Here is a 23615-nt window from a genome sequence, read left to right as displayed (position 1 = left end):
GTGTAAGGTTGATATCTAAAAATGAAAGGTTATGTTATGGTAGCAGCCTTTCTTTTTTTGTATCATAAGTTTAGAAAATGAATGATGTTTAACAGAGGAGACAGTCATGAAAACAAAAGGATTGAACGCTTTTCAGCTCAAGCTCTTAATGGCTTTTTTAATGGTCTTTGACCACCTTGAAAAAATACCAGGCTTACTGTCAGGTGAATGGGCGAGCATTTTTCATGCTTTAACACGCTGTGTGGCGGTTTGGTTTGCATGTGCAGCGGTAGAAGGCTTCTTATACACTCGAAGTCGTCTGCTTTACAATATGCGCCTCTTTTTCTGGTCAGCTATCATGTTTGTCGGAAATACGATTCTCAATTTGCTGTTTCAGTCTAAAGGAGTTCAGATATATAATAATATTTTCTTAACCTTGGCTTGCGGTGTACTTGTCCTCAATATCTTTTTTGGCATAAACCAAACGAGCAAGCCAGTTGACATTAAACGCCAGCCCATTCGCTTTATCTTAGGCATTGTTGTTTGCTTGCTTGCTGGTTTTGTGACAGAAGGTGGTATGGTCATTATTCCATTTATGTTGATTACCTATACTTGCAGGGAAAAGAAAAACCTACGCAATCTTCTGTATGGTATTTTAACGGTTGTCCTATTTTGTATGAGCATTCAGATTTATCCGTCATGGAGTGACACGCTGTTAATGATGTTTTATAATTCAGATTGGCTCTTTATTACAGTACTGCCTTTCATTTCACTTTATAATGGTGAGCGCGGTCCTGCGACCAAGTGGAGCAAGTATTTCTTTTATATCTTTTATCCAGCTCATTTATGGTTAATTACATGTATTGCTTATCTCGTACACAAGTAGATGAAAAATTGGACGATGATGAATTGGCTACAATAGGAAGACTGGAAAAAGAAAGCTGAGGATAAATATGGTAAAATTTTATTGAAACAAGACAGTCAATTGCTTCAGCCAAACGTAAAAGATATTGAAAAAGCGCAATTTGGCTATGAAGTGAGTCAATCAGCGCAACAGTTATATTTTAGATTTTAAAAAAGGAGAAAATGATGACACTATTAGATGTACAACATGTGAAGAAAATTTACAAAACTCGCTTTCAAGGCAACCAAGTAGAAGCACTGAAAGACATTCATTTTACGGTGGACAAAGGTGATTATGTCGCTATCATGGGTGAGTCGGGGTCTGGGAAATCCACTCTGCTCAACATTCTTGCCATGCTAGACAAGCCAACCGAAGGACGCGTCTTTCTCAATGGCACGGATACAGCGATGATTAAAAACAGTCAAGCTTCGAGCTTCCGTCGGGAAAAATTAGGTTTCGTTTTTCAAGATTTCAACCTGTTAGACACGCTCTCGGTCAAGGACAATATCCTCTTGCCGCTCGTTTTGTCGCGCCGTCCGATTACAGAAATGATGCAAAAGTTGGTTACTACTTGTAATGAACTGGGGATTAACCAATTGCAGGAAAAATTCCCCTATGAAATTTCCGGTGGTCAAAAGCAGCGGGTGGCAGTAGCGCGTGCTATTATCACCAATCCAGAAATTCTGCTGGCAGACGAGCCAACAGGGGCGCTCGATTCTAAGTCTTCTGCGGCGCTTTTAGATGTATTTGATGACATCAATGACCGCGGACAGACGATTCTTATGGTAACGCACTCGACTTCGGCGGCAAGCCGAGCTAAGCGAGTACTGTTCATCAAGGACGGAATTTTGTACAATCAAATTTTCCGAGGCGATAAAACAGAGCGGCAGATGTTCCAAGAAATTTCAGATACCTTAACGGTTATGGCAAGTGAGGTGAGTGGTTATGTTCAAACTAACGAATAAATTAGCAGTCTCAAACCTGATAAAAAATCGCAGTCTGTATTATCCATTTGCTCTAGCAACGATTGTGGCAACAGCGATTTTGTATAGTTTCGTATCGCTCGCTTACAGTCCAAATCTAGAAGCTAGTTACGGCGGTTCGGCGGCTCGTATGACCCTGCAATTTGGGATTTGGGTCGTTCAGATTGCAGTTCTTATCCTTATCACCTATGCCAATAGTTTTGTCATGAAGAATCGCTCACGGGAGCTTGGTTTGTACAGTATCTTAGGAATGGAGAAGCGGCACATGCTGCTGATGACTTTCTTTGAAATGCTTTACTTTTTCTTAGTGACTGTCGGACTTGGAATTGGTTTAGGTCTTCTTTTAGACAAATTGCTTTTTGCAGTTTTGCTGAAATTCATGGGAATGAAAGTAGTAATTGCCTCAACTTTCCAATGGTCGAATATTTTCACCGTTTTAGCTAGTCTGGGTGTGGCTTTTGCGCTGATTCTCTTTTTAAATTCTACGCGCCTGCTTCGTTACAGCTCACTTCATTTGATGAGAGAAAAGAAGGCTGGAGAGAAAAAAGGACGATTTCTTGGCTTGCAGACGCTTGTGGGTTTAGGGCTTCTGGCTGCGGCTTATTATATCGCACTCACAGTTGACAAGCCGGTGTCTGCCATTGCGACTTTCTTTATTGCAGTTCTTATGGTTATTTTTGCGACCTATCTTCTTTTTAATGCAGGGACAATCACATTATTGCAATTTTTAAAGAGAAGAAAAAAATATTACTACAAAACGCAGAATTTCATTTCTGTATCCAATTTGATTTTCCGTATGCGTAAGAATGCTGCAGGTTTAGCAACGATTTCAATCCTTTCAACCATGCTGCTAGTAACTCTAGTCGGATCTATCAATATTTATGTAGGTGGAAAAGATTATCTGACAACTTTGTATCCAAAAGATTATAATATCATGGTTACAAGCGCAAAGACGGATAAAAATGCAGCGCTTTTGCAAACAGTCAAAGAAGTAGCACGGGAAAAAGGCTTGACAGATGCCAGGTATGAAGATTATAGTTATCAATTTTCTATGATTTCGAAAATCAATGGCAATCAGCTGACTATTGCTGAAACGACGGAAGGACTAAGTGTAGAAGAAACTCAAAAGATGATTGCTCCTTTCCTTGTCATCAGCCGTCAAGAGTACGAAAAAATGACAGGGAAAAAAGTTGATTTGGCTGATAATGAAGCACTTCTATATGCAAAAAATCTTCGAATCAATCAAAAGCAAGCTCTCACCATCAATGGAAAATCGTGGAACATCAAAGAGCATCTGACGACAGATTTTGCACATGGAAAGATTGTCAATCCCTCTGGTATGGTGTCACAAAAAAACATGTATATGGTTGTCAATAATCCCAGTCAAGTCGGTCTGAAATCTTTCTATACTTACTACATCGGTATCCAATCTTCCAATAAACAGGTTGATCTCCAAGAAAGTATTTTCAATGCTCTTCAGCAACAAGGTCAGGAAAGTGGCAATATCAGTCTTTCTGAGCGTTACCGCATTGAAAAAGATTATCAAGGAGTTATTGGAACTCTTCTCTTTATCGGCATTTTTCTTTCTACGATTTTCCTACTTGGGACAGTTCTTGTGATTTATTACAAACAAATTTCAGAAGGTTATGAAGATCGTGAAGGCTTTATCGTTCTGCAAAAAGTTGGACTGGATGAAAAGCAAACGAAGGCAACAATTCGAAAGCAAATCATAACAGTTTTCTTCTTACCACTTATCTTTGCCTTTCTTCATATTGCTGTTGCTTTTCATATGTTGCAGCTGATTGTAGCTCTCTTAGGTGCAACAAATATACCATTACTCATTCAAACAACGATAACCACTTGCGGTGTTTTCCTCTTAGTTTACATCTTAGTGTTTGTAATGACCTCCAGAAGCTACCAAAAGATTGTAGCACAATAAGTATTTTGAACCATTCGTTTTTTGGCGAGTGGTTTTTATCTTGTAAATCTGACTTCTTATCTAGCTAGTAGAACCTCTTATCCAAAAGTGCGAGATTTTTTTTAAAGTGAGGAGTATGATAAGTTCGTAAAATAAATTATTGGAGGAACGTTATGCTACTAGAAACACGCCATCTTAGCAAAGTCTATGATAATAAGCAAGCTGTGAATGATTTGAATCTTCAGATTGAAACAGGAAGTTTTACCGCTATTTTAGGACCAAATGGTGCTGGAAAGTCTACAACGATTCAAATGTTGACAGGGCTTTTGCAGCCTACGGCAGGAGAGATACTGTATGATAACCCCATTAAATTAGGTGTTGTTTTCCAAAACAGTGTTTTAGATGATATGCTAACGGTGCAAGAAAATTTAGAAATCAGAGCAGGTCAATATAAGGATATTGATAAAGGAAAAGTTGATAACTTAGTGAATCAATTGGGATTGCAAAATTTCTCAACGCAATTATATGGGACTTTATCAGGTGGACAAAAACGACGAGTGGATATTGCCCGTGCTCTGCTGAATAGCCCAGATATTCTCTTTCTTGATGAACCAACTACGGGTTTAGATATTCAAACTAGGAAAGCCATTTGGGAGCTGATTCACCAGTTGCAAATAAAAGAGAAGATGACGGTTATCTTAACCACTCATTATTTAGATGAAGCAGATGATGCAGATATGATTTATATTGTGGATCACGGTCAAGTGATTGCTAAAGGCTCTGCTAATCGGATTAAAGAGCAGTATGCTCAGAATTTTCTCAAGGTATTCGTGACTGATACTGCTGATTTTAAAGAAATTTTGAAGGAAGAGATTCCTTTTGAGGAAGTAAGAGTGAATGAACTGTTGATTCACCCAGAAACGACAGAAAAGGCTTTAGAGATTCTAACGTGTGGTCGCTCTTTTATTCGACAATTTGAATTTCGACCAGGAACAATGGACGATGCTTTTATGGCGTTGACAGGAAGAGAGGTACGTTAAAATGATAATGCTCATTAAAAGAAATTTTTTACTATATTTTCGTAATCGTAGTGGGGTTCTTTTCTCCCTTCTTGGAGCAATGATTTCCTTTATTTTGTACTTGGTCTTTTTGAAAGCAAATATCAAGACCTCTTGGAGTCAAGTCCCTCACACTAATCAGTTATTGGATTCGTGGTTGATTGGTGGAACGCTTGCCATTACAGGGTTAACCACAACTTTTTCTAGTTTTTCCCAACTAGCAAAAGATAGAGAAAGTAACGTAACACAAGATCTAATTCTGACAGATTTGGGACGCTGGGGCTTGTCTATCAGTTACCTTCTGAGTACTGCCATCATTGGATTTTTGATGCAAATCATTATGTTTGCTGTCATGGAAGGTTACTTTATCTGGGACGATCAGATTGTCTTTGATTGGACTTTGCTTCCTCAGGTTCTCCTTATTATGGTGCTCAATGCACTCTTATGCTCGATTTTCAATGGTATTCTTGTGAATCGCTTCAAATCAGTAGATACGCTTGGAAAGCTAGCAACGATTATCGGAGCTGCCTCTGGTTTCTTAGTTGGAACCTATATTCCAATAGGGGTTCTTCCGTCATTTGCTCAAACGATAATGAAATGTACTCCCTCCACATATATTGCTTCTCTCTTTAGACAAGTAATGATGAAAGATAGCTTAGCTACTACTTTTCATCATAATACAGCAGCGCAAGATTATTTTGAAAAGATGATGGGTATTCAATTAAAGTGGGAATCTCTATTGACAATGAAAGAAACATACTATATAGTTGTAGTAGTTTTAGTTGCCTTGCTTGTCATTTGGACAATCCAACAGTTTGCTACCAATCGGTGGACTAAAACTGCTTAAATTGATAGAAAGTTAGAGAAATTTTTTGCAGACTAAATTCAAAATGAATCCAACCATTCCTTCAAATGATCCGCTTGTTGTGATTCAAGCGGACGAGTTAGAGGCTGAAGCCAAAGAAATTTTTGAATATTTACATCAGTACAAGTCGTGTTATGTGAATGCTATTCCCATTAAAACAGATGATAAAATTGTCATGGTAAAGACGGATCAGATTATTTTGGCAGACATCAATCAGACAACATTGATGGTGTATTGTGTGGATGGTATCTATGCGACGACCGAAACACTCACACATTTTCAAAGTCGGGTTAATCGTAAAAACTTTATTCAAATTTCAAAACACGCTGTCATCAATATTGACCATTTGTTATCATTATCGGATAGCTTTTCAGGAAATATGACGGCTAGATTGACAAACAAAATTAAGTCAAGTGTCAGTCGAAAATACGTCAGATTGTTGATGGATTATCTCGGTTTGTAGAAAGGACAAACATGAAAAAAATTGTAGTGTCTATGCTAGCAGGTCTGCGCACTGGTTCCTTGTTTTATTTACTTGTCTTAGCTTTTCGGATCCAAGAATCCCAAGCGACAACCGCTAATATCATCAGTATCTTGATAATGAGTGCTTTGATAGGCTTATTTACTTTGCTATTTGAGGTTGAAAATTTTTCTTATTTGCTACAGTTAACGATTCATTTTTTCCTAACTTTAATTGTAGTTTGTGTGATGATGATTTATAATGGCTGGGCTTTCAATCTTGTGCGAGCTGAGTTTTGGCTAGATTTCATTGTTATTTATATTTTAATTTGGCTATTTGTTCGCTTAGATATTTATCTAAAAACAAAGAAAATCAATGAATCACTTGTAAAATTAAGAAGAAACCGTACAAAAGAATAGCTTAGGTCTTGTAGTTATATCCAAAGGGCTGGGGACACATTTGTCCAAGCCTTTTTTCTTACAAAAATGTAAGTTTTTAAGGCTCAAATGAAAGGTTATGTTATGGCAGCTGTTTAGCGATTTTTGTATCATATAAGTGTAAAGAAAATAAAGGAGAAAGAGCATGAAAGCAATTTTATTAAAGCAAAAATCAATGCCAAAAACTGAAAAAATTTCCAAAGAAGAAATCGAAAAGACAAAAATCGGCTGTGCTTCTAGTCAATATTATTTCTGGTTGCAGTATAGTCATTGAGATACATTTTTAATATCAGTACAGCTTCAGGCAATCTTACAAAAATGTAAGATAAAAGTGAAAAATGAAAGGTTAAAGTATGGAAAGTTACTTTTCTTTTCAGTATGATAGATATATAAAAATTGTTAGGAGAAAATGATGACACTATTAGACGTACAACATGTGAAGAAAATTTACAAAACTCGCTTTCAAGGCAATCAAGTAGAAGCGCTGAAAGATATCCATTTTACAGTAGATGAAGGTGATTATGTCGCTATCATGGGCGAGTCGGGTTCTGGGAAATCCACTCTGCTCAATATTCTTGCCATGCTAGACAAGCCAACCGAAGGACGCGTCTTTCTCAATGGCACGGATACAGCGACGATTAAAAACAGTCAAGCTTCGAGCTTCCGTCGGGAAAAATTAGGTTTCGTTTTTCAAGATTTCAACCTGTTAGACACGCTCTCGGTCAAGGACAATATCCTCTTGCCGCTCGTCTTGTCGCGCCGTCCGATTACAGAAATGATGCAAAAGTTGGTTACTACTTGTAATGAACTGGGGATTAACCAATTGCAGGAAAAATTCCCCTATGAAATTTCCGGTGGTCAAAAACAACGGGTGGCGGTGGCGCGTGCTATTATCACCAATCCGGAAATTCTGCTGGCGGACGAGCCAACAGGGGCGCTCGACTCTAAGTCTTCTGCGGCGCTTTTAGATGTGTTTGACGACATCAATGACCGTGGACAGACGATTCTTATGGTAACGCACTCGACTTCTGCGGCAAGCCGTGCTAAGCGCGTACTGTTCATCAAGGACGGAATTTTGTACAATCAAATCTTCCGAGGAGATAAGACCGAGCGCCAGATGTTCCAAGAAATTTCAGATACCTTAACGGTTATGGCAAGTGAGGTGAGTCAAGGTGCTTAGATTAGCGGGAAAATTAGCGGTTTCTAACCTAGTGAAAAATCGTAGATTATACTATCCATTTGCGTTGGCAACTTGTTTAGTCGTCGCTATTTCATATATTTTTAATTCTTTAACGTTTAATCCTCATTTACAAAAAATGCAGGGGGCAAGCTCCATATTATTTGTCTTAGTCCTTGGAGTGGTTATTGTGACAATTGCTGCTACGATTATCGTTTTTTATGCTAATAGCTTCGTCATGAAAAACCGTTCGAAAGAGCTAGGCCTTTATGGAATGTTAGGACTTAACAAACGTCATCTTTTTACGATGGTTTTCATTGAACTCTTGATTCTAGGTTTGACGACTGTAGCCATTGGTTTAGGATTCGGTATCATATTTGACAAATTGATTTATGCCTTTTTATTGAAATTGATGGGGTTTAAAGTTGTCTTGGTTTCTACTTTCCAATTGCCTGTTTTGATTTTTGTTGTAGCCACCTATGCCTTTATTTTTATGGGCTTGCTTATTGTTAATGGCTGGCGCATCATGCGCTTGAATGCATTACAAATGGCAAAAGAGACAAATAGTGGTGAGAAAAAAGGACGTTTTCTCCTCCTCCAAACAGTTATTGGTATGGCCTCTTTAGTCTATGGATATTATTTAGCACTCAGTGTTCAAAACCCAATAACAGCGATTTTTGTATTTTTCGTAGCGGTTCTCTTTGTTATTTTAGGGACTTATCTGCTGTTCAATGCAGGGATTACGGTATTTTTGCAGTTGCTCCAGAAAAATAAACGATATTACTATCAACCAAACAATATGATTTCTGTCTCTAATCTCATTTTTCGGATGAAGAAAAATGCGATTGGCTTAGCAACGATTTCGATTTTGTCAACCATGGTCGTAGTCACCTTAGCTGGTGGTATCAACATTTATGCAGGTGCTGATTATTTGAAAAAAGCGATGTATCCTCAAGACTATACTATAAAGGGAAGAGAAGTATCAGCTGCCCAATTGGAACAAGCATTGACAGAGTTTGCAAATGAAAATCATCTAAAAGTTACTAAGAAAAATGCCTATCAATATTATTCTATGGGAATTAAAAAACAAGACAGTAATCAGCTTGACATTTATCCAAAAGGAGAAACACGAGTTTCTCCACAAGCTTACATTCTTCTGTTTTCAGCTGCTGATTATCAAAAGATGACTGGCAAAACGTTGGACTTAAAAGACAATGAGACAGCCATCTTTGCAAAAGGAATATCTGTAAGGCAAGATCAACCTCTTAAGCTGATTGAGCAAGAATTGACAGTGAAAGAACTTTTAACAGAGGACTTTGTTCTTGGAAATGTCGCGGATCAGTATAATATCGTTGTACCGCAGTCACTTTTTATGGTTGTCAATGATCCACAAAAGATAGTAGATGCACAAAAGGAGCACTACACGATTAACACGGAATTATATGGTGGATTGAATATCAAGGCTTCTGATAAGGCAAAAGGTGATTTGGATACAGCTTATCAAAAGAAGTTGAAACAGTTCAATACGACTCTCCCCGATAATGCCGGTGTGTATGGTTATACAAGAATCCAAGGTATGCAGGAAATCATGAGCATGCTCGGTGGGGTTTTCTTTATCGGAATTTTCCTATCTATTGTCTTTATGCTAGGAACGGTTTTAGTAATTTACTACAAACAGATTTCAGAAGGATATGAAGACCGTGATCGCTTTGTGATTTTACAAAAGGTGGGACTGGATGAAAAGCAGACCAAGCGAACCATTCGCAAGCAAATTCTGACGGTGTTCTTCTTGCCACTCATCTTTGCCTTTGTTCATCTGGCTTTTGCTTATCATATGCTGAGCCTTATACTGAAAGTTCTGGGTGTCTTAAATGCTACATTGATGTTGGAAGTTACACTTGGCGTTTGTGCTGTTTTCTTTATCGTCTATGTACTTGTCTTTCTCATCACATCACGCAGTTATCGTAGAATTGTGTCGATGTAAGTTAGTGATAAGTATAGATAATCGCGAAAAGGAGTAGGGCTATTCTTGCTCCTTTTTCAATTTATTTAACAAAAAAGAGAGACGTTTGATTCCTTTTTGATTGCTTTTATGGTAGAATAATTCAATCTAATAAATTGGAGTTGAGGATGAATATTTTTCGGAAAAAAGATGTTAGTCGAGATCGGACTGACATGCGGCGTCATTTACGATTGTTGGATTTGATTTTGTTAGGAATTGGCGCTATGGTGGGGACGGGGATTTTTACGATTACTGGAACGGCAGCTGCCACATTAGCTGGTCCTGCTTTAGTTGTTTCGATTATTATTTCTGTTCTTTGCGTGAGTATGTCTGCTTTCTTTTATGCAGAATTTGCGTCGAGGATTCCTGCAAATGGAGGTGCTTATAGCTATCTCTATGCTGTCCTTGGTGAGTTTCCAGCTTGGATAGCAGGCTGGCTGACTATTATGGAATTTATGACGGCGGTATCTAGCGTTGCCTCTGGTTGGGCATCCTATTTGAAAGGCTTGCTAAGTGGATTTGGTTTAAGTATGCCCAAGGCTCTCAATGGAACCTTCAATCCGCAGGCAGGAACTTATGTAGACTTACTGCCGATTCTTGTTTTGGTATTTGTGATAGGCGTGGTTTTATTAAATTCCAAAGCAGCTCTGCGATTTAATTCCACTTTGGTTATCTTGAAGTTTTCGGCACTGGCCCTTTTTATCCTTGTAGGGATTTTCTTTATTAAACCTGAAAATTGGTCTCATTTTGCCCCATTTGGCTTTGGTAAACTTTATGGTGGCAATGTTGGAATTATGGCTGGCGCCTCTCTGATGTTCTTTGCCTTTTTGGGTTTTGAGTCTATTTCTATGGCAGTGGACGAGATTAAGGAGCCACAAAAAAATGTTCCACGAGGAATTGTGCTATCTTTGTCCATTGTAACGGTACTTTATATATTGGTGACACTGGTTCTGACAGGGATTGTTCACTACAGCAAGCTAGATGTGGCAGATGCTGTCGCATTTGCGCTTCGCAGTGTGGGGCTTAGCTGGGCGGCTAATTATGTGTCAGTGGTGGCTATTTTGACTTTGATTACTGTCTGCATTTCCATGACTTATGCTCTGTCGCGCATGATTTACAGCATTGCGCGTGACGGTTTGTTGCCAAAGTCTTTTAGAAAATTAACCGCTACTAGTCGTGTACCGAGAAATGCTACGATTTTGGTAGGAATAGCTGCAGCAGTTTGTGCGGGGATTTTTCCGCTAGCCAGTATCGCATCCTTTCTAAATATCTGCACCTTGGCTTATCTGATTTTGTTAGCAGTGGCTATTTTGAAGTTGCGCAAGGATAAAGGACTTCCTCAAGCAGGGGAATTTAAAACTCCCTTTGTACCTCTGACGCCTGTCTTATCCATTATTATCTGCCTGTCTTTCATGAGCCAATATGGCTCTGATACTTGGCTAGCATTCGGGCTTGCCTTACTAGTTGGAACAATTATCTATTTTATCTATGGATATCAACATTCGGAAATCAATTGATAAGCTTTAATCCAGACAACCACTTAGGCTGTTTTTTGCTATACATAGAAAGAAAAAGAGGTGCGAATATGATACGATCTGCAGAACTTTCAGATGCAGCGGCTATTCAGGAAATCAATGCAACTGCTCTCGGCTATGATTTTGGCTTGATAGAAACTCGTCAGAAACTATCAGAGCTGTTGGATAGGTCTGATCATTTTATCTTGGTAGCTGAAAATGCAGCAGGTCAAATTGTCGGCTGTGCCCACGCAGCTAGCTATGATTGCTTATATTTTCCGTCTTTGCTCAATCTGTTGGCTTTGGCTGTAGCTCCAGATTTTCAAGATCAGGGGTATGGCAGAGCGCTTATGCAGGCTGTGCGTGAAGAGGGTTCAGCTGCAGGCTATGCAGGTATTCGAATAAACTCTGGTATTTCACGAATGAAGGCTCATGAGTTTTATCGAAAATTGGGTTGTGAGGAAAAAGCTGATCAGAAACGTTTTTATTGGGAATTTTGAGAAATGATATCTATGAAGATTGAACCATTAAGGCAAAGTAATGCAGAAGAAATTGCTAATAATTGGCATTATGAAGGAATTTATAGCTTTTATGATATGCAAGCAGATCCTGAGGATTATGAAGAAATTTTATCTCCTGAAGCGCGTGGCAATCACTATTATCAAATTCTCAAAAATGATGAATTGTATGGTTTTTTCTGTCTTTTCCCAGTTGGCAAAGACAAGCAAGAGCTAGGTTTAGGGATGAAGCCAGAGTATTATGGTAAAGGTCAAGGGGAAGAGTTTTTACAAACCATCTGCAGTTTATTGAAGAAAATATCTCAGTAAAAAGCCTAACTCTCTCAGTTGCAGATTTTAATCAAAGAGCTCAAAAGCTCTATCTTCGCTGTGGTTTCAACGTGATTGGGCGACAGCCTCAGGAAAGCAATGGCGATAGTTACCTTTTTGTCAAAATGGAAAAGGAGTTGAAATGAGAGTTGCGGTTATCCAAGGAACCACTCGAAGAAATATGAATTCGCTGCTATTTGAATCTGTAAAAAAAGCAGTCCAAGCGTCTGACGAAGTGCTGAATTTTGGTATTTTTGAGGAGGAGAACGAGCAGTATTCTTATGTTGAGATAGCGATGACGATTAGTCTCTTAATAGAAAGTGGAGCAGTAGATTTTGTTGTAACAGGTTGTTCTTCAGGTCAAGGTATGATGCTTGCCTGTAATAGTTTACCAGGTCTTTTGTGTGGCTATATAGAGACCCCACAAGATGCTTTCCTCTTTGGACGAATCAATGGAGGAAATGTTGCTTCCCTGCCATTAGGGTTGAATTTTGGTTGGCAAGGAGAATTGAACCTACAATATACATTGGATAAATTATTTGATGGTGAGTTTGGTATGGGCTATCCTGAACATGAAGCAGAAAGAAAAAGAGCAGAAACAAGTGCTTTAAAGGATTTGAACCGTTTGGCGAAACGCAGTTGGGAAGAATTATTAGACCAAATTCCAAAAGATAACCTCAACAAGTTGTTGCAAAGAAAGATAGTGATGAATGCTATTATAACGAATGGAACCAATGAAGAGTTCATCCGTTTGCTGAAAGCAAAAATAGGTAAAAAGTGAAATGAAAAAACGGAGGCACTAAGTAGATGCCCCTACACATTTCATTATCTTTGCAATTTTGACTGTTTATGGTAAAAATTGAGCTTGACATTATAACGTCATTTTAAAACAAGACAAGACTGGAAATGCCAGTCTTGTCTTGTTTTATGCTAATGTTGTAATATTGACTGCTTGAAGACCGCGCTGACCTTCTTCAATGTTAAACATTACTTTGTCACCTTCATTCAGTGATTTGAATCCGTCGGATTGAATCGCTGAAAAGTGAGCAAAAACGTCTGGTCCATTGTCTTGTGAAATAAAACCATAGCCTTTTTCAGCATTGAACCATTTACTGTACCTTGTGTCATACATCTTACTTCCTTTCTCTAAAAGATTGTGTAAAAAATAGAAAAAGTAAAGATGAAAAACAAAAATACTCACTCAAAATCCATTTACTCTTGCAAGTCTAACAAAAGTAGCAGCAAAAAGCAAGGAAAAAACAGCGTAGGACATCATATTTTGCTATACTAGTAATATGAAAAGCAGAAAGAGGTATATCATGACATTTGAAGAAATTTTACCGGGTTTGAAAGCTAAGAAGAAATATGTCCGCGTAGGCTGGGGCGGTGCTGAGAATTATGTCCAGCTTTTTGACAGCATTGAGCAGAACGGAGTGGCGCTTGAAGTGACGCCTTATTTTCTCATCAATGTATCAGGCGATGGAGAAGGCTTTTCCATGTGGAGTCCGACTCCTTGTGATGTCTTAGCAGATGACTGGGTGGAAGTTCATGACTAAGACAGTACTGGTGACGGGAGTCAGTTCAGGGATTGGACGAGCACAGGCACAGCTCTTTTTGGAAAATGGCTGGCGCGTCTATGGTGTAGACCAGTCTAAAAAACCAAACCTGACAGGAGATTTTCATTTTCTTCAGCAAGATTTAACGCTGGCGCTTCAGTCAATTTTTAACTGGTGCCCGCAGGTAGATGTCCTCTGCAATACAGTTGGAGTACTAGATGATTATAAACCTTTACTGGAGCAGACTGCTCAAGAAATCCAAGAAATTTTCGAGATTAACTATGTAACACCAGTAGAGCTAACTCGTTATTATCTGACGCAGATGCTGAAGAAACAATCAGGCATCATCATCAATATGTGCTCTATTGCATCGAGTTTAGCTGGTGGTGGTGGTCATGCTTACACTTCTTCCAAGCATGCTTTAGCAGGATTTACCAAGCAGTTGGCACTAGACTATGCGGAGCAGGGAGTGCAGGTTTTTGGGATTGCTCCCGGTGCGGTCAAAACGGGCATGACTGCTGCGGATTTTGAGCCGGGAGGCTTAGCCCAGTGGGTAGCAGACGAGACTCCTATCAAGCGTTGGATAGAACCAGAAGAAGTCGCTGATGTCACCCTTTTTCTAGCTAGTGGTAAGGCAGCTGCTATGCAGGGCGAGATTATCAAAATCGACGGTGGTTGGAGTTTGAAGTGAGGTAGCAAGTAGAATGAAAGCAACGACCATTGAGCCAAGACTGCAGAATTCTTTCCAATATTGGAAAAAGAATATGGTGAGATATGGTTTGAAGGCGAAGCTAGGGCAGTTTTATACAAATGAAGACGAGACCGCCATTTTGTACGAACAGGGAGATTTTCTCTTTTTGGCTGGACGGGCAGATATGGCGTTGCTGGCTGATTATAGAGACATCTGTGAGCCAGACTACCGAATTCTCATATCAGAAGAGGTTTCTTGGCAGGCCTGCTTATCCTCTTGTCCAGCCTTATCTACCTTTACCCGCTATGCTTTTAAAGATGAGGCAGATTTTGATGATAAGGTATTGAAAAACATCGTGGAGCAGCTATCGAAGCAGCTCGTTATTGAGGCAATCAATTCAAAAACCTATCAAGAACTAGCTCAGGAAGAATGGTCTCAGGATTTGCAGGGGAATTTTGCAACTTTTAAAGACTTTCAAGAAGCCGGAGCTTTTGGTTTTGTGATCCGAAAGGGTGAGGAAATCGTCGCTGGGGTCTCGACAGCACTTGTTTACCAAAAAGCCATTGAAATCGAGATTGCAACGAAACCGGCTTATCAACAGTAGGGCTTAGCTGCTGTACTTGGGGCGAAGATGATTTTGGAATCCCTGCAGCGTAGCGTTTTTCCGCTCTGGGACGCCCATAATGAAGCTTCGAAGAAAATAGCTGAAAAGCTAGGTTATCAATGCTTAGGAGCTTACCCAGCTTATGAGTTAAAATTACAGATAGGAGAAACCATGACCCCAGAACAATTATGGAATGAATACAAAACAATCAACCCCGCAATCGGCGACAAAATAGACGCCTGGGCCTTCGGTACCTTGGCAGATCAGCTTGCCGACTTAGTGCTTCGTGGTGAAAAGACAGCGACGGCTTCGGCCTATGAGCTCTATAAGATTGAAAATGAACCCTTGCCGCAAGTAGGAACCTTTGATGTCGTCCTAGACAGCCAGGATCAAGCCGTTTGTATCATCGAAATCACCAAAGTAACGGTTGTTCCTTTTAAGCAAGTCTCTGCAGAGCACGCTTTTAAAGAAGGAGAGGGTGATAAATCTTTGAATTACTGGCGGCAGGTGCATGAGGAATTCTTCACGGAATGGATGGCTGAAGCCGGCCTCTCCTTCTCAGAGGAGACAGGTGTAGTCTTAGAGGAGTTTCGTAAGGTTTATCCGCTATGAAACAAACATATATATGTGTCATGGAGAGAATCTTAACAAATGACACAAAAAGTGATATAATAAAGTAAATTTACTTTGATAAAAGGAACTATTATGACAAACTATGCAATTATTTTAGCAGCTGGAAAAGGCACTCGCATGAAATCAGATTTACCAAAAGTGCTTCACAAAGTTGCTGGAATTTCAATGTTAGAACATGTATTTAGAAGTGTTGGAGCTATCGCACCTGAAAAGACTGTGACGGTGGTCGGACATAAGGCAGAGCTGGTGGAGCAGGTATTGGCAGGGCAAACAGAATTTGTTCGTCAAACGGAGCAATTAGGAACTGGTCATGCTGTGATGATGGCAGAGCCTGTGCTGGAAGGTTTGGCAGGGCAAACATTAGTCATTGCAGGAGACACTCCTTTAATCACAGGAGAAAGCCTGAAAAATCTGATTGATTTTCATGTCAACCACAAAAATGTTGCAACGATTTTGACAGCAGAAGCGGAAAATCCATTTGGTTATGGACGGATTGTCCGTAATCAGCAGGAAGAAGTGATCAAAATTGTGGAGCAAAAGGATGCTTCGGATTTTGAAAAGCAAATCAAAGAAATCAATACAGGAACGTATGTTTTTGATAACGCTCGTCTTTTTGAAGCCTTGAAAAATATCAATACCAACAATGCGCAAGGAGAATACTACATCACAGATGTGATCGGCATTTTCCGTGAGAATGGCGAAAAAGTCGGCGCTTATACTCTGAAAGACTTTGATGAAAGTCTTGGTGTCAATGACCGCGTGGCATTGGCAACGGCAGAAAGTATTATGCGTCGCCGAATCAATCAAGCTCACATGGTGAATGGCGTTAGTTTTGTAAATCCAGAAACGACTTATATTGATGTAGACGTACAGATTGAACCAGAAGTCCAAATTGAAGCCAATGTTACCTTGAAAGGAACAACGAAAATTGGTGCAGGCAGCATTTTGACAAACGGTACGTATATTGTTGACTCTGTTATTGGTGAACAAACGGTTATTACCAATTCGATGATTGAAGAATCTACAGTTGCAGACGGTGTAACGGTGGGACCTTACGCTCATGTTCGCCCAGATTCAAGCCTTGCTAAAAATGTACATATTGGTAATTTCGTTGAAGTGAAGGGCTCTTCTATCGGTGAAAATACCAAAGCTGGGCATCTGACCTATATTGGTAATTCTGAAGTGGGTGCGAATGTTAATTTTGGTGCTGGAACGATTACAGTTAATTATGACGGACAGCACAAATTTAAGACCGTCATTGGGAACAATGTCTTTGTAGGTTCTAATTCAACCATTATTGCGCCGGTAGAACTTGGGGACAATTCTCTTGTAGGTGCAGGCTCAACCATTACCAAGGATGTGCCAGCTGATGCGATTGCTCTTGGACGTGGTCGCCAGATCAATAAAGAAGAATACGCTAAGCGCTTGCCACATCATCCAAATAATAAGTAGGGATTGCTATGGATTTTGAAGAAAAAACACTAAAACGAACAGAAATTTACCAAGGACCTATTTTTAAACTTGTAAAAGATGAAGTTCAGTTGCCAGCAGGAAAAGGAACAGCTTACCGTGATTTGATTTTCCATAATGGAGCGGTGGCAGTTATCGCGCTAACGCCAGAAGACAAAATGATTTTGGTTAAGCAGTACCGCAAAGCTATTGAAGCAACCTCTTATGAAATTCCAGCTGGAAAGTTAGAAGTTGGTGAAAATGCAGATCCAAAGGCTGCAGCTTTGCGCGAATTAGAAGAAGAAACGGGTTATACAGGTGAGTTAGAACTGCTCTATGATTTCTATTCGGCGATTGGCTTTTGCAATGAGCGCATCAAACTTTATAGCGCTAACCATTTGACAAAAGTTGAAAATCCTCGTCCACAAGATGAGGACGAGACCTTAGAACTCTATGAAGTGACCTTGGAAGAAGCGAAAGCTCTCCTTGCTAGTGGTGATATTTGTGATGCAAAAACCATTATTGCACTCCAATATTGGGAAATGAAAATGAATCGAAGATAGGGGAACGATCATGGGAAGACCTTTATTAACAGATGAAATGATTGAACGGGCAAATCGCGGTGAAGATATTTCAGGTCCACCTTTGCATGATGAGGAAGAAACCAAAATTTTAAAAACGACTAGAAGTCAGTTTGGTTATTCCTCTCTAAATAGTAGTTTCAATCAAGATACGCTGCAAATTGATGTAGAACCAACGGTGACCAAAAGCCGACGCATTGAAAATGCAAAACGTGGAGTATTCCAAGCGAAATTAAACAAAATTCTATTTTGGATTGTTCTGCTTTTGATTGCTTTGATTGCTGCTATTATTTGGCTATAAAAAGCGATAAGCTCGACTTTCGCTTTTTTTGTGATAGAATGAGAGGAAAAAATGAAAATCGGAATTATTGTGGCAATGCCTGAGGAACTAAAAATCTTAGTGGAAAACTTGGAAAATTCCGAAAAGCACTTACGTTTGGGGCATGTTTATCATACGGGAAGTATCGGTTGTCATGAAGTTGTGCTGGTCGAAAGCGGGATCGGAAAGGTCATGTCTGCTATGAGCGTGGCTGTTTTGGTCAATGAGTTTAAAGTGATGGCTGTCATCAATACGGGTTCTGCTGGTGCGGTAGCCGAAGGTTTGCAAATCGGCGATGTTGTAGTGGCTGATCGGCTAGTGTACCACGATGTAGATGTAACAGCTTTTGGCTATGAATACGGACAAATGGCGCGCCAGCCACTGTATTTTGAAGCGAGCCGCTATTTGGTTTCTGAGATGAGAAAGATTTTAGAAAAGACATATCAGACAAGTCGCGTTGGCTTGATTGCAACAGGAGACAGTTTTATTGCGGGACAAGACAAGATTCAAGCCATTAAGCATCATTTTCCAGATGTTTTAGCGGTAGAAATGGAAGGAGCAGCCATTGCGCAAGCAACCCATTCTATCGGTCTGCCTTTTATGGTCATTCGTGCCATGAGTGATACAGCTTCTCATGATGCAAATATCAGCTTTGACGAATTTATCCATGAAGCTGGCAGGCAATCAGCTGAGACCCTGATAGCGTTTTTGAAAGAATTAATTTAAAGAATGAGTTAGCAGTGGTAGATGGATAGATTGGCTTTATCATTGACTGTTTAATATTATGAAATAAGAATGGAACAAAATCAGCGTTTTGTCAGCAATTGATTTTGTTGTCCCAGCCCTGCAAGGTTGAGTAAGTCTGAAAAAGCTGATAGTATCAGCACATTAGAAGGTATTCAACTAAAGTGCATTGAGTTTTATCGAGTCTGGAATACTGTTATTCCAGACTATTTTTTCTGTCCTTGCCAATTTGACAAAGAAGATGATATAATTTTTGAAGGGCAGATTCTGTCTCACGCCCAATAAATCAGAAAGTTTTATAAGAATGAGTATTTTAGAAGTAAAAAATTTGAGCCACGGTTTTGGTGACCGGGCTATTTTTGAGGATGTATCTTTCCGCTTGCTTAAGGGTGAGCATATCGGTTTAGTTGGAGCAAACGGTGAAGGGAAATCCACCTTTATGAGCATTGTAACTGGTCAATTGTTGCCAGATGAAGGCAAGGTTGAGTGGCCCAAGTATGTGACAGCTGGTTACTTAGATCAGCACGCTGTGTTGAAAGAAGGCCAATCCGTGCGTGATGTGTTGCGGACGGCTTTTGATGAACTTTTCAAGACTGAGTCTCGAATCAATGAGATATATCTAGCTATGGCAGAAGACGGAGCTGATGTTGATGTCCTTATGGAAGAAGTGGGTGAATTGCAGGAGCGATTGGAAAGTCGAGACTTTTATACTTTAGATGCTAAGATTGATGAGGTAGCTCGTGCTTTAGGGGTTATGGATTACGGTATGGAAACGGATGTCACCGCTCTTTCTGGAGGTCAACGAACCAAGGTGCTCTTAGCAAAACTTCTCCTTCAAAAACCAGACATCTTGCTCTTAGATGAGCCTACCAACTATTTGGACGCAGAGCATATTGATTGGCTCAAGCGCTATCTGCAAAATTATGAAAATGCTTTCGTACTCATTTCCCATGATATTCCTTTCTTAAACGATGTAATCAATATCGTCTACCATGTAGAAAATCAAAACTTGACCCGCTATTCTGGTGATTATTATCAATTCCAAGAAGTTTATGAGATGAAGAAATCTCAGCTGGAAGCAGCTTACGAGCGCCAGCAAAAGGAAATTGCTGATTTAAAAGACTTTGTAGCGCGCAACAAAGCTCGGGTGGCTACCCGCAATATGGCTATGTCCCGCCAGAAAAAATTAGATAAAATGGAGCTGATTGAATTGCAGGGTGAGAAGCCTAAGCCTTCCTTTGACTTCAAAATGGCTCGTACACCAGGGCGCTTTATTTTTCAAGCAGAAGAGTTGCAAATTGGTTACGATTGTCCTTTGACAAAACCCCTTAATCTAACCTTTGAGCGCAATCAGAAAGTTGCCATTATCGGAGCCAACGGAATCGGGAAAACAACTCTCTTAAAAAGTTTGCTTGGAATCATTCCTCCTCTTGCTGGTCAAGTAGAGCGTGGAGACTATTTGGAATTGGGCTATTTTGAGCAGGAGACAGCTGGTGGTAATCGCCAGACCCCTTTGGAAGCTGTTTGGGATGCTTTCCCGTCACTCAATCAAGCGGAAGTTCGCGCTGCTCTGGCTCGCTGCGGTCTGACCTCCAAGCATATTGAAAGCCAGATTCAGGTTCTCTCAGGAGGTGAGCAGGCTAAGGTTCGACTTTGTCTCCTCATGAACCGAGAAAATAATGTCTTAGTGCTGGATGAGCCTACGAATCACCTCGATGTGGATGCCAAAGATGAGCTCAAGCGCGCTCTCCAAGCATACAAAGGCAGTATTCTCATGGTCTGCCATGAGCCTGACTTTTACAAAGGATGGGTAGATCAGATTTGGGATTTTAATCAATTAACGTAGGCATAAAGAAAACGGGGTGTAGGACAAAAATCAGTATTTCGTAAGAAATCGATTTTGTCGTCCCACCACTCCGTAAGGTTGAGTAGGGCTGTAAAAGCTGATAGCATCAGCACATTAGAGACCACTCAATGAGTTTTATTCTAGAAAGTAAACGAGTCTGGAACATTTTTGCCCAGACTCGTTTTGTGATTATTTCTTAAATGTATAGTCCTTGATGACTTCAATTTTCTCAATTTTGATTTCTTTTTTGGGTTTGTCGTTTTCGCCAGTCTCGGTAGCAGCGATTTTATCCACAACATCCATGCCAGAAATGACTTGCCCAAAGACAGTGTAATTTCCATCTAAACTTGGATTTCCACCTTTTTTATAGGCTTCAATGATTTTTTCAGGATAAGTTGTACTAGAGAGCTGATTAGAACTGTCCTTGGTATTTTGGTTGATGAAGAATTGACTACCGTTGGAATTTGGATTGGAAGAACGAGCCATGGCTAATGCGCCACGGATATTGTAGAGATAAGACGAAATCTCTGTTTTAAAGCCACTTCCAGAGTCGATCTTAGAATTTTTGCCTTTCCAAATGGATTCACCACCAGTACCGTCTCCCTTAGGGTCTCCTGTTTGAATCATAAAGTTCTTAATGACACGGTGGAAAGTCACGCCGTTATAATAACCTTCTTTAGCATGCGTTAAGAAATTTTCAACTGCAAGTGGAGCATATTTTGGAAAAAGCTTCATAGAAATAGCACCTTCAGTTGTGGTTATTTTCACTTCCGCTTCATCGTCAGCAACCTTGTCAGACAGCTGTGGAAAGTTAGCATTTTTATCGCTCAAAGCAGCTTTTTGCTCTTCTTTTTGTTTTTCCGCTGCTCTTAAGCTGGATTCGGAAGCAAGGCTGGAGTCTACATAGTCATTTCCTCTAATAGCTCTTTGTAAGTTTGTACAGCCTGTCAAAAATAAACCAGCAGCCAGTCCTAAGATAAGTAATTTTTTCATAGATTTCCTTTCTGAATGTTGAACTATTCACATTTTACTATAAATAAAAGCCTTTTTCAAACCTTTTGAGAGTTTGTCCATGCTAACTGAAAGGCACTATTGGGCTACTTTTTTGATGTAAAGATAGTTCAATCGTCCCAAATTGTAAAATTAAGCTAGACAGAAAAAGCCATCTATGTTAGGCTCAGCTAAACACCACATTTGTCTGAAAGGAACTAACATAAATGACCTATACTCATCTTACCACAAACGAGCTCGTAATGATAGAGGCTTACTATCAAGAAAACATAAAAGTTTCAGATATTGTGACTTCACTTTGCAGATCAAAACAGACAATCTACAATGTCATCAACTATCTGAAAGAGGGGCACTCTGCATATGATTATTATAACCGTTATAAAGTCAATAAGAAACGTTGTGGCAGGAATAAAACAAGTCTTACGCAATCAGAAAAAGATTTTATCCAAACTCATTTAGAACAAAATTGGAGCCTTGATGTCATTAAAGGAACTTATCCAGATAGGGTTTCTTGTCCTATGAGAACTCTCTATCGACTAGCAGACCGTGGTATTTTAAAGAAAGAGGATCTCCCTTGGAAAGGCAAAAGAAAACCAAATGGTCATAGCGAAAAACGAGGAAAACAAGCGTTTCGCAGAGATTTACGTGAGAGAGCAGACAGTTATCCTAATTTTAAGACGGAATTCGGTCATCTAGAAGGGGATACAATTGTGGGAGAAAAACACAAAAGTGCAGTCATTACCTTAGTAGAACGCTGCTCAAAAGCCATCATCACACTGAAAACCAATGGACGGAAAGCAAGCGATATTGAGGCCTCCATCAATCAATGGTTGTCTCAAATCCCCAGCCATCTCTTTAAGTCGATCACTTTTGATTGTGGGAAAGAATTTTCTAATTGGAAATCTATTTCGAATGTACATGACATTGATATTTTCTTTGCGGATCCAGGATGTCCTGGGCAACGAGGTCTCAATGAACATTCTAATGGCTTATTAAGACGAAATGGACTACCGAAACAAATGGATTTTACGAATATTTCTCAAAATTATTTATCAGCTATAGCTGATAAAAGAAATAGAATTCCTAGAAAGTCTTTGAATTATCAAATACCATACCAAGTTTTTCTGAGTTACTTGAAAAGTCTAACTTAATTTGACAATTTAGGCGTTTAAAGTATGAAAACATTTTCTTATGAAAAGTTTTGTAAATTTGCTTACGAGAAAAAATTTTTTGTGCTAAAATAGCGTTTATCAATAAAGAAATGGAGTTTTTATGCCGAAGAATTTTAAGGAATCATTATTTTTTACAGCCCTTATGTGTAGCATGATGGTATTTGGAATGAGCATTTGGAACCTGTCCATTGTAGGATATTTTTCATGGGCTCATCTAGCAATGGGATATGTTCCTGGATTGATTACCGCTTTTCTCTTAGACCTTCTTGTGGCAGGACAAGTTGTGAAGGGAGTTGCTTTTAAATTTTTAACAGAACGCCATAAACCTTGGCAGAAGATCCTCGTTGTTTCAGGTGGTATGGTTCTGATTATGGTTTCATTGATGTCTCTTTATGGTATGCTTTTTAACGGCGTGCCGCTTTCAGTATCCAATTACTTTGGAGCTTGGTTGACTAATTTTATTGTGGTTTTTCACTTGAATTTTCTGATTGTTGGACCAATTTCTCGCTTTATTCTAGGTCAACTGCAATAGCAACTTTTTTAATCTTGCTGCCGATAATATCTGTCAACCAGATTATGGAACTTCTTTATGATATTTATTTAGTGGTAAAAAATTTATGTTATAATAGATTTATAAAGGAGGGATAGAGAATGGCTAAACGATTGACAAGAGATGTGCGGAATAAGAAAATTGCAGGTGTCTGTGCAGGCGTAGCAAATTATTTTGACATAGATCCTACCATTGTGCGACTGATCTGGGGAGTAGCATTTTTTGTATATGGAATCGGTCTAATCCCTTATTTGATTTTGTGGTTTGTTTTACCAGTAGATGATGGTGATGTGATTTGGAAGTAAAGATTATTATTTAAAAGCAGGAACATTGAT

25 protein-coding genes and 3 pseudogenes are annotated in these 23615 nt (G+C 39.4%); 26 read left to right on the top strand and 2 right to left on the bottom strand.

The features are described 5' to 3' along the window. Positions 1–106: 106 nt before the first annotated feature. The 14 genes and pseudogenes from ABKA15_RS06675 to ABKA15_RS06610 all read left to right on the top strand — a co-directional run bounded on the left by ABKA15_RS06675 (position 107) and on the right by ABKA15_RS06610 (position 12905). Positions 107–865 (top strand): TraX family protein, encoded by a 759-nt coding sequence (locus ABKA15_RS06675; protein WP_186832612.1) that lies wholly within the window; start codon positions 107–109, stop codon positions 863–865. Between the two features lie 203 nt (positions 866–1068). Continuing rightward, a complete protein-coding gene (locus tag ABKA15_RS06670) occupies positions 1069–1848 on the top strand; it encodes an ABC transporter ATP-binding protein (protein WP_022524390.1) in 780 nt (259 codons plus the stop codon). After that, positions 1829–3805 (top strand): FtsX-like permease family protein, encoded by a 1977-nt coding sequence (locus tag ABKA15_RS06665; protein ID WP_003040190.1) that lies wholly within the window; start codon positions 1829–1831, stop codon positions 3803–3805. The genes ABKA15_RS06670 and ABKA15_RS06665 overlap by 20 nt, the downstream gene beginning before the upstream one ends. 152 nt (positions 3806–3957) lie before the next feature. Continuing rightward, positions 3958–4824, top strand: a complete 867-nt coding sequence (locus ABKA15_RS06660; protein WP_070671100.1) for an ABC transporter ATP-binding protein — start codon at positions 3958–3960, stop codon at positions 4822–4824. A 1-nt stretch (position 4825) separates the two neighbouring features. After that, a complete protein-coding gene (locus ABKA15_RS06655; RefSeq protein ID WP_186832613.1) occupies positions 4826–5689 on the top strand; it encodes an ABC transporter permease in 864 nt (287 codons plus the stop codon). A 25-nt stretch (positions 5690–5714) separates the two neighbouring features. Next, complete coding sequence (locus tag ABKA15_RS06650) at positions 5715–6170, top strand: LytTR family DNA-binding domain-containing protein (RefSeq protein ID WP_186832614.1); 456 nt, start codon at positions 5715–5717, stop codon at positions 6168–6170. 11 nt (positions 6171–6181) lie between these two features. After that, the gene (locus tag ABKA15_RS06645) at positions 6182–6586 is read left to right on the top strand and encodes a DUF3021 domain-containing protein (protein WP_106387819.1); all 405 of its coding nucleotides are present in this window, start codon (positions 6182–6184) and stop codon (positions 6584–6586) included. A 163-nt stretch (positions 6587–6749) separates the two neighbouring features. Beyond that, on the top strand, positions 6750–6878 hold the full coding sequence (locus ABKA15_RS06640; protein ID WP_259274366.1) for a hypothetical protein: 129 nt from the start codon (positions 6750–6752) through the stop codon (positions 6876–6878). A 138-nt stretch (positions 6879–7016) separates the two neighbouring features. Then, on the top strand, positions 7017–7784 hold the full coding sequence (locus ABKA15_RS06635) for an ABC transporter ATP-binding protein (protein WP_049512592.1): 768 nt from the start codon (positions 7017–7019) through the stop codon (positions 7782–7784). Further along, positions 7777–9765 (top strand): ABC transporter permease, encoded by a 1989-nt coding sequence (locus ABKA15_RS06630; protein ID WP_186832615.1) that lies wholly within the window; start codon positions 7777–7779, stop codon positions 9763–9765. Before ABKA15_RS06635 ends, ABKA15_RS06630 begins: the two co-directional genes overlap by 8 nt. Before the next feature lie 146 nt (positions 9766–9911). Then, on the top strand, positions 9912–11300 hold the full coding sequence (locus ABKA15_RS06625; RefSeq protein ID WP_350015329.1) for an amino acid permease: 1389 nt from the start codon (positions 9912–9914) through the stop codon (positions 11298–11300). A 68-nt stretch (positions 11301–11368) separates the two neighbouring features. Continuing rightward, on the top strand, positions 11369–11797 hold the full coding sequence (locus tag ABKA15_RS06620) for a GNAT family N-acetyltransferase (RefSeq protein ID WP_049512600.1): 429 nt from the start codon (positions 11369–11371) through the stop codon (positions 11795–11797). A 12-nt stretch (positions 11798–11809) separates the two neighbouring features. Next, a pseudogene (locus ABKA15_RS06615) lies at positions 11810–12270 on the top strand (GNAT family N-acetyltransferase). Continuing rightward, positions 12267–12905: an RpiB/LacA/LacB family sugar-phosphate isomerase gene (locus tag ABKA15_RS06610; RefSeq protein ID WP_049512602.1), complete on the top strand. Its 639-nt coding sequence runs from the start codon at positions 12267–12269 to the stop codon at positions 12903–12905. The pseudogene ABKA15_RS06615 and the gene ABKA15_RS06610 overlap by 4 nt, the downstream one beginning before the upstream one ends. Before the next feature lie 144 nt (positions 12906–13049). Here ABKA15_RS06610 and ABKA15_RS06605 read toward each other — a convergent pair. After that, positions 13050–13252 (bottom strand): annotated as a pseudogene (locus tag ABKA15_RS06605) (cold-shock protein). A 191-nt stretch (positions 13253–13443) separates the two neighbouring features. On the opposite strand from ABKA15_RS06605, the gene ABKA15_RS06600 reads away from it, so the two are divergent. From ABKA15_RS06600 to ABKA15_RS06560, 9 genes and pseudogenes are all read left to right on the top strand, one after another. After that, the gene (locus ABKA15_RS06600; RefSeq protein WP_350015328.1) at positions 13444–13680 is read left to right on the top strand and encodes a DUF2829 domain-containing protein; all 237 of its coding nucleotides are present in this window, start codon (positions 13444–13446) and stop codon (positions 13678–13680) included. Further along, complete coding sequence (locus ABKA15_RS06595; RefSeq protein WP_049512605.1) at positions 13673–14371, top strand: 3-oxoacyl-ACP reductase; 699 nt, start codon at positions 13673–13675, stop codon at positions 14369–14371. The genes ABKA15_RS06600 and ABKA15_RS06595 overlap by 8 nt, the downstream gene beginning before the upstream one ends. Before the next feature lie 13 nt (positions 14372–14384). Next, positions 14385–15122 (top strand): annotated as a pseudogene (locus tag ABKA15_RS06590) (GNAT family N-acetyltransferase); the annotation flags it as partial. A 24-nt stretch (positions 15123–15146) separates the two neighbouring features. Beyond that, positions 15147–15587, top strand: coding sequence for an ASCH domain-containing protein (locus ABKA15_RS06585; RefSeq protein WP_049512622.1), 441 nt, complete (start codon positions 15147–15149; stop codon positions 15585–15587). A gap of 93 nt (positions 15588–15680) precedes the next feature. Beyond that, a complete protein-coding gene (glmU, locus tag ABKA15_RS06580) occupies positions 15681–17060 on the top strand; it encodes a bifunctional UDP-N-acetylglucosamine diphosphorylase/glucosamine-1-phosphate N-acetyltransferase GlmU (protein ID WP_049512607.1) in 1380 nt (459 codons plus the stop codon). 8 nt (positions 17061–17068) lie between these two features. Beyond that, positions 17069–17620, top strand: a complete 552-nt coding sequence (locus ABKA15_RS06575) for an NUDIX hydrolase (RefSeq protein ID WP_049512609.1) — start codon at positions 17069–17071, stop codon at positions 17618–17620. A 10-nt stretch (positions 17621–17630) separates the two neighbouring features. Continuing rightward, on the top strand, positions 17631–17939 hold the full coding sequence (macP, locus tag ABKA15_RS06570; protein WP_049512611.1) for a cell wall synthase accessory phosphoprotein MacP: 309 nt from the start codon (positions 17631–17633) through the stop codon (positions 17937–17939). Between the two features lie 51 nt (positions 17940–17990). After that, the gene (locus ABKA15_RS06565) at positions 17991–18683 is read left to right on the top strand and encodes a 5'-methylthioadenosine/adenosylhomocysteine nucleosidase (protein WP_049512613.1); all 693 of its coding nucleotides are present in this window, start codon (positions 17991–17993) and stop codon (positions 18681–18683) included. A gap of 322 nt (positions 18684–19005) precedes the next feature. Continuing rightward, complete coding sequence (locus ABKA15_RS06560; RefSeq protein WP_049512615.1) at positions 19006–20547, top strand: ABC-F family ATP-binding cassette domain-containing protein; 1542 nt, start codon at positions 19006–19008, stop codon at positions 20545–20547. A 189-nt stretch (positions 20548–20736) separates the two neighbouring features. On the opposite strand, the gene ABKA15_RS06555 is transcribed toward ABKA15_RS06560, so the two are convergent. Beyond that, the gene (locus tag ABKA15_RS06555) at positions 20737–21540 is read right to left on the bottom strand and encodes a peptidylprolyl isomerase (RefSeq protein ID WP_049512617.1); all 804 of its coding nucleotides are present in this window, start codon (positions 21538–21540) and stop codon (positions 20737–20739) included. Positions 21541–21764: 224 nt separating this feature from the next. Here ABKA15_RS06555 and ABKA15_RS06550 point away from each other — a divergent pair, with 224 nt between their 5' ends. The 3 genes from ABKA15_RS06550 to ABKA15_RS06540 all read left to right on the top strand — a co-directional run bounded on the left by ABKA15_RS06550 (position 21765) and on the right by ABKA15_RS06540 (position 23585). After that, positions 21765–22709 (top strand): IS30 family transposase, encoded by a 945-nt coding sequence (locus ABKA15_RS06550; RefSeq protein WP_143969950.1) that lies wholly within the window; start codon positions 21765–21767, stop codon positions 22707–22709. A gap of 121 nt (positions 22710–22830) precedes the next feature. Then, positions 22831–23262, top strand: a complete 432-nt coding sequence (locus ABKA15_RS06545; protein ID WP_049514609.1) for a hypothetical protein — start codon at positions 22831–22833, stop codon at positions 23260–23262. Between the two features lie 119 nt (positions 23263–23381). Further along, positions 23382–23585, top strand: coding sequence for a PspC domain-containing protein (locus ABKA15_RS06540; protein ID WP_049514607.1), 204 nt, complete (start codon positions 23382–23384; stop codon positions 23583–23585). The last annotated feature ends 30 nt before the right edge of the window (positions 23586–23615 follow it).

Source organism: Streptococcus sp. KHUD_010, from assembly GCF_040207525.1.
GTDB classification, from domain to species: Bacteria; Bacillota; Bacilli; order Lactobacillales; family Streptococcaceae; genus Streptococcus; species Streptococcus hominis.
The sequence above is the reverse complement of the archived record's forward strand: the minus strand, read 5'-3'. Positions and strand labels throughout refer to the sequence as shown.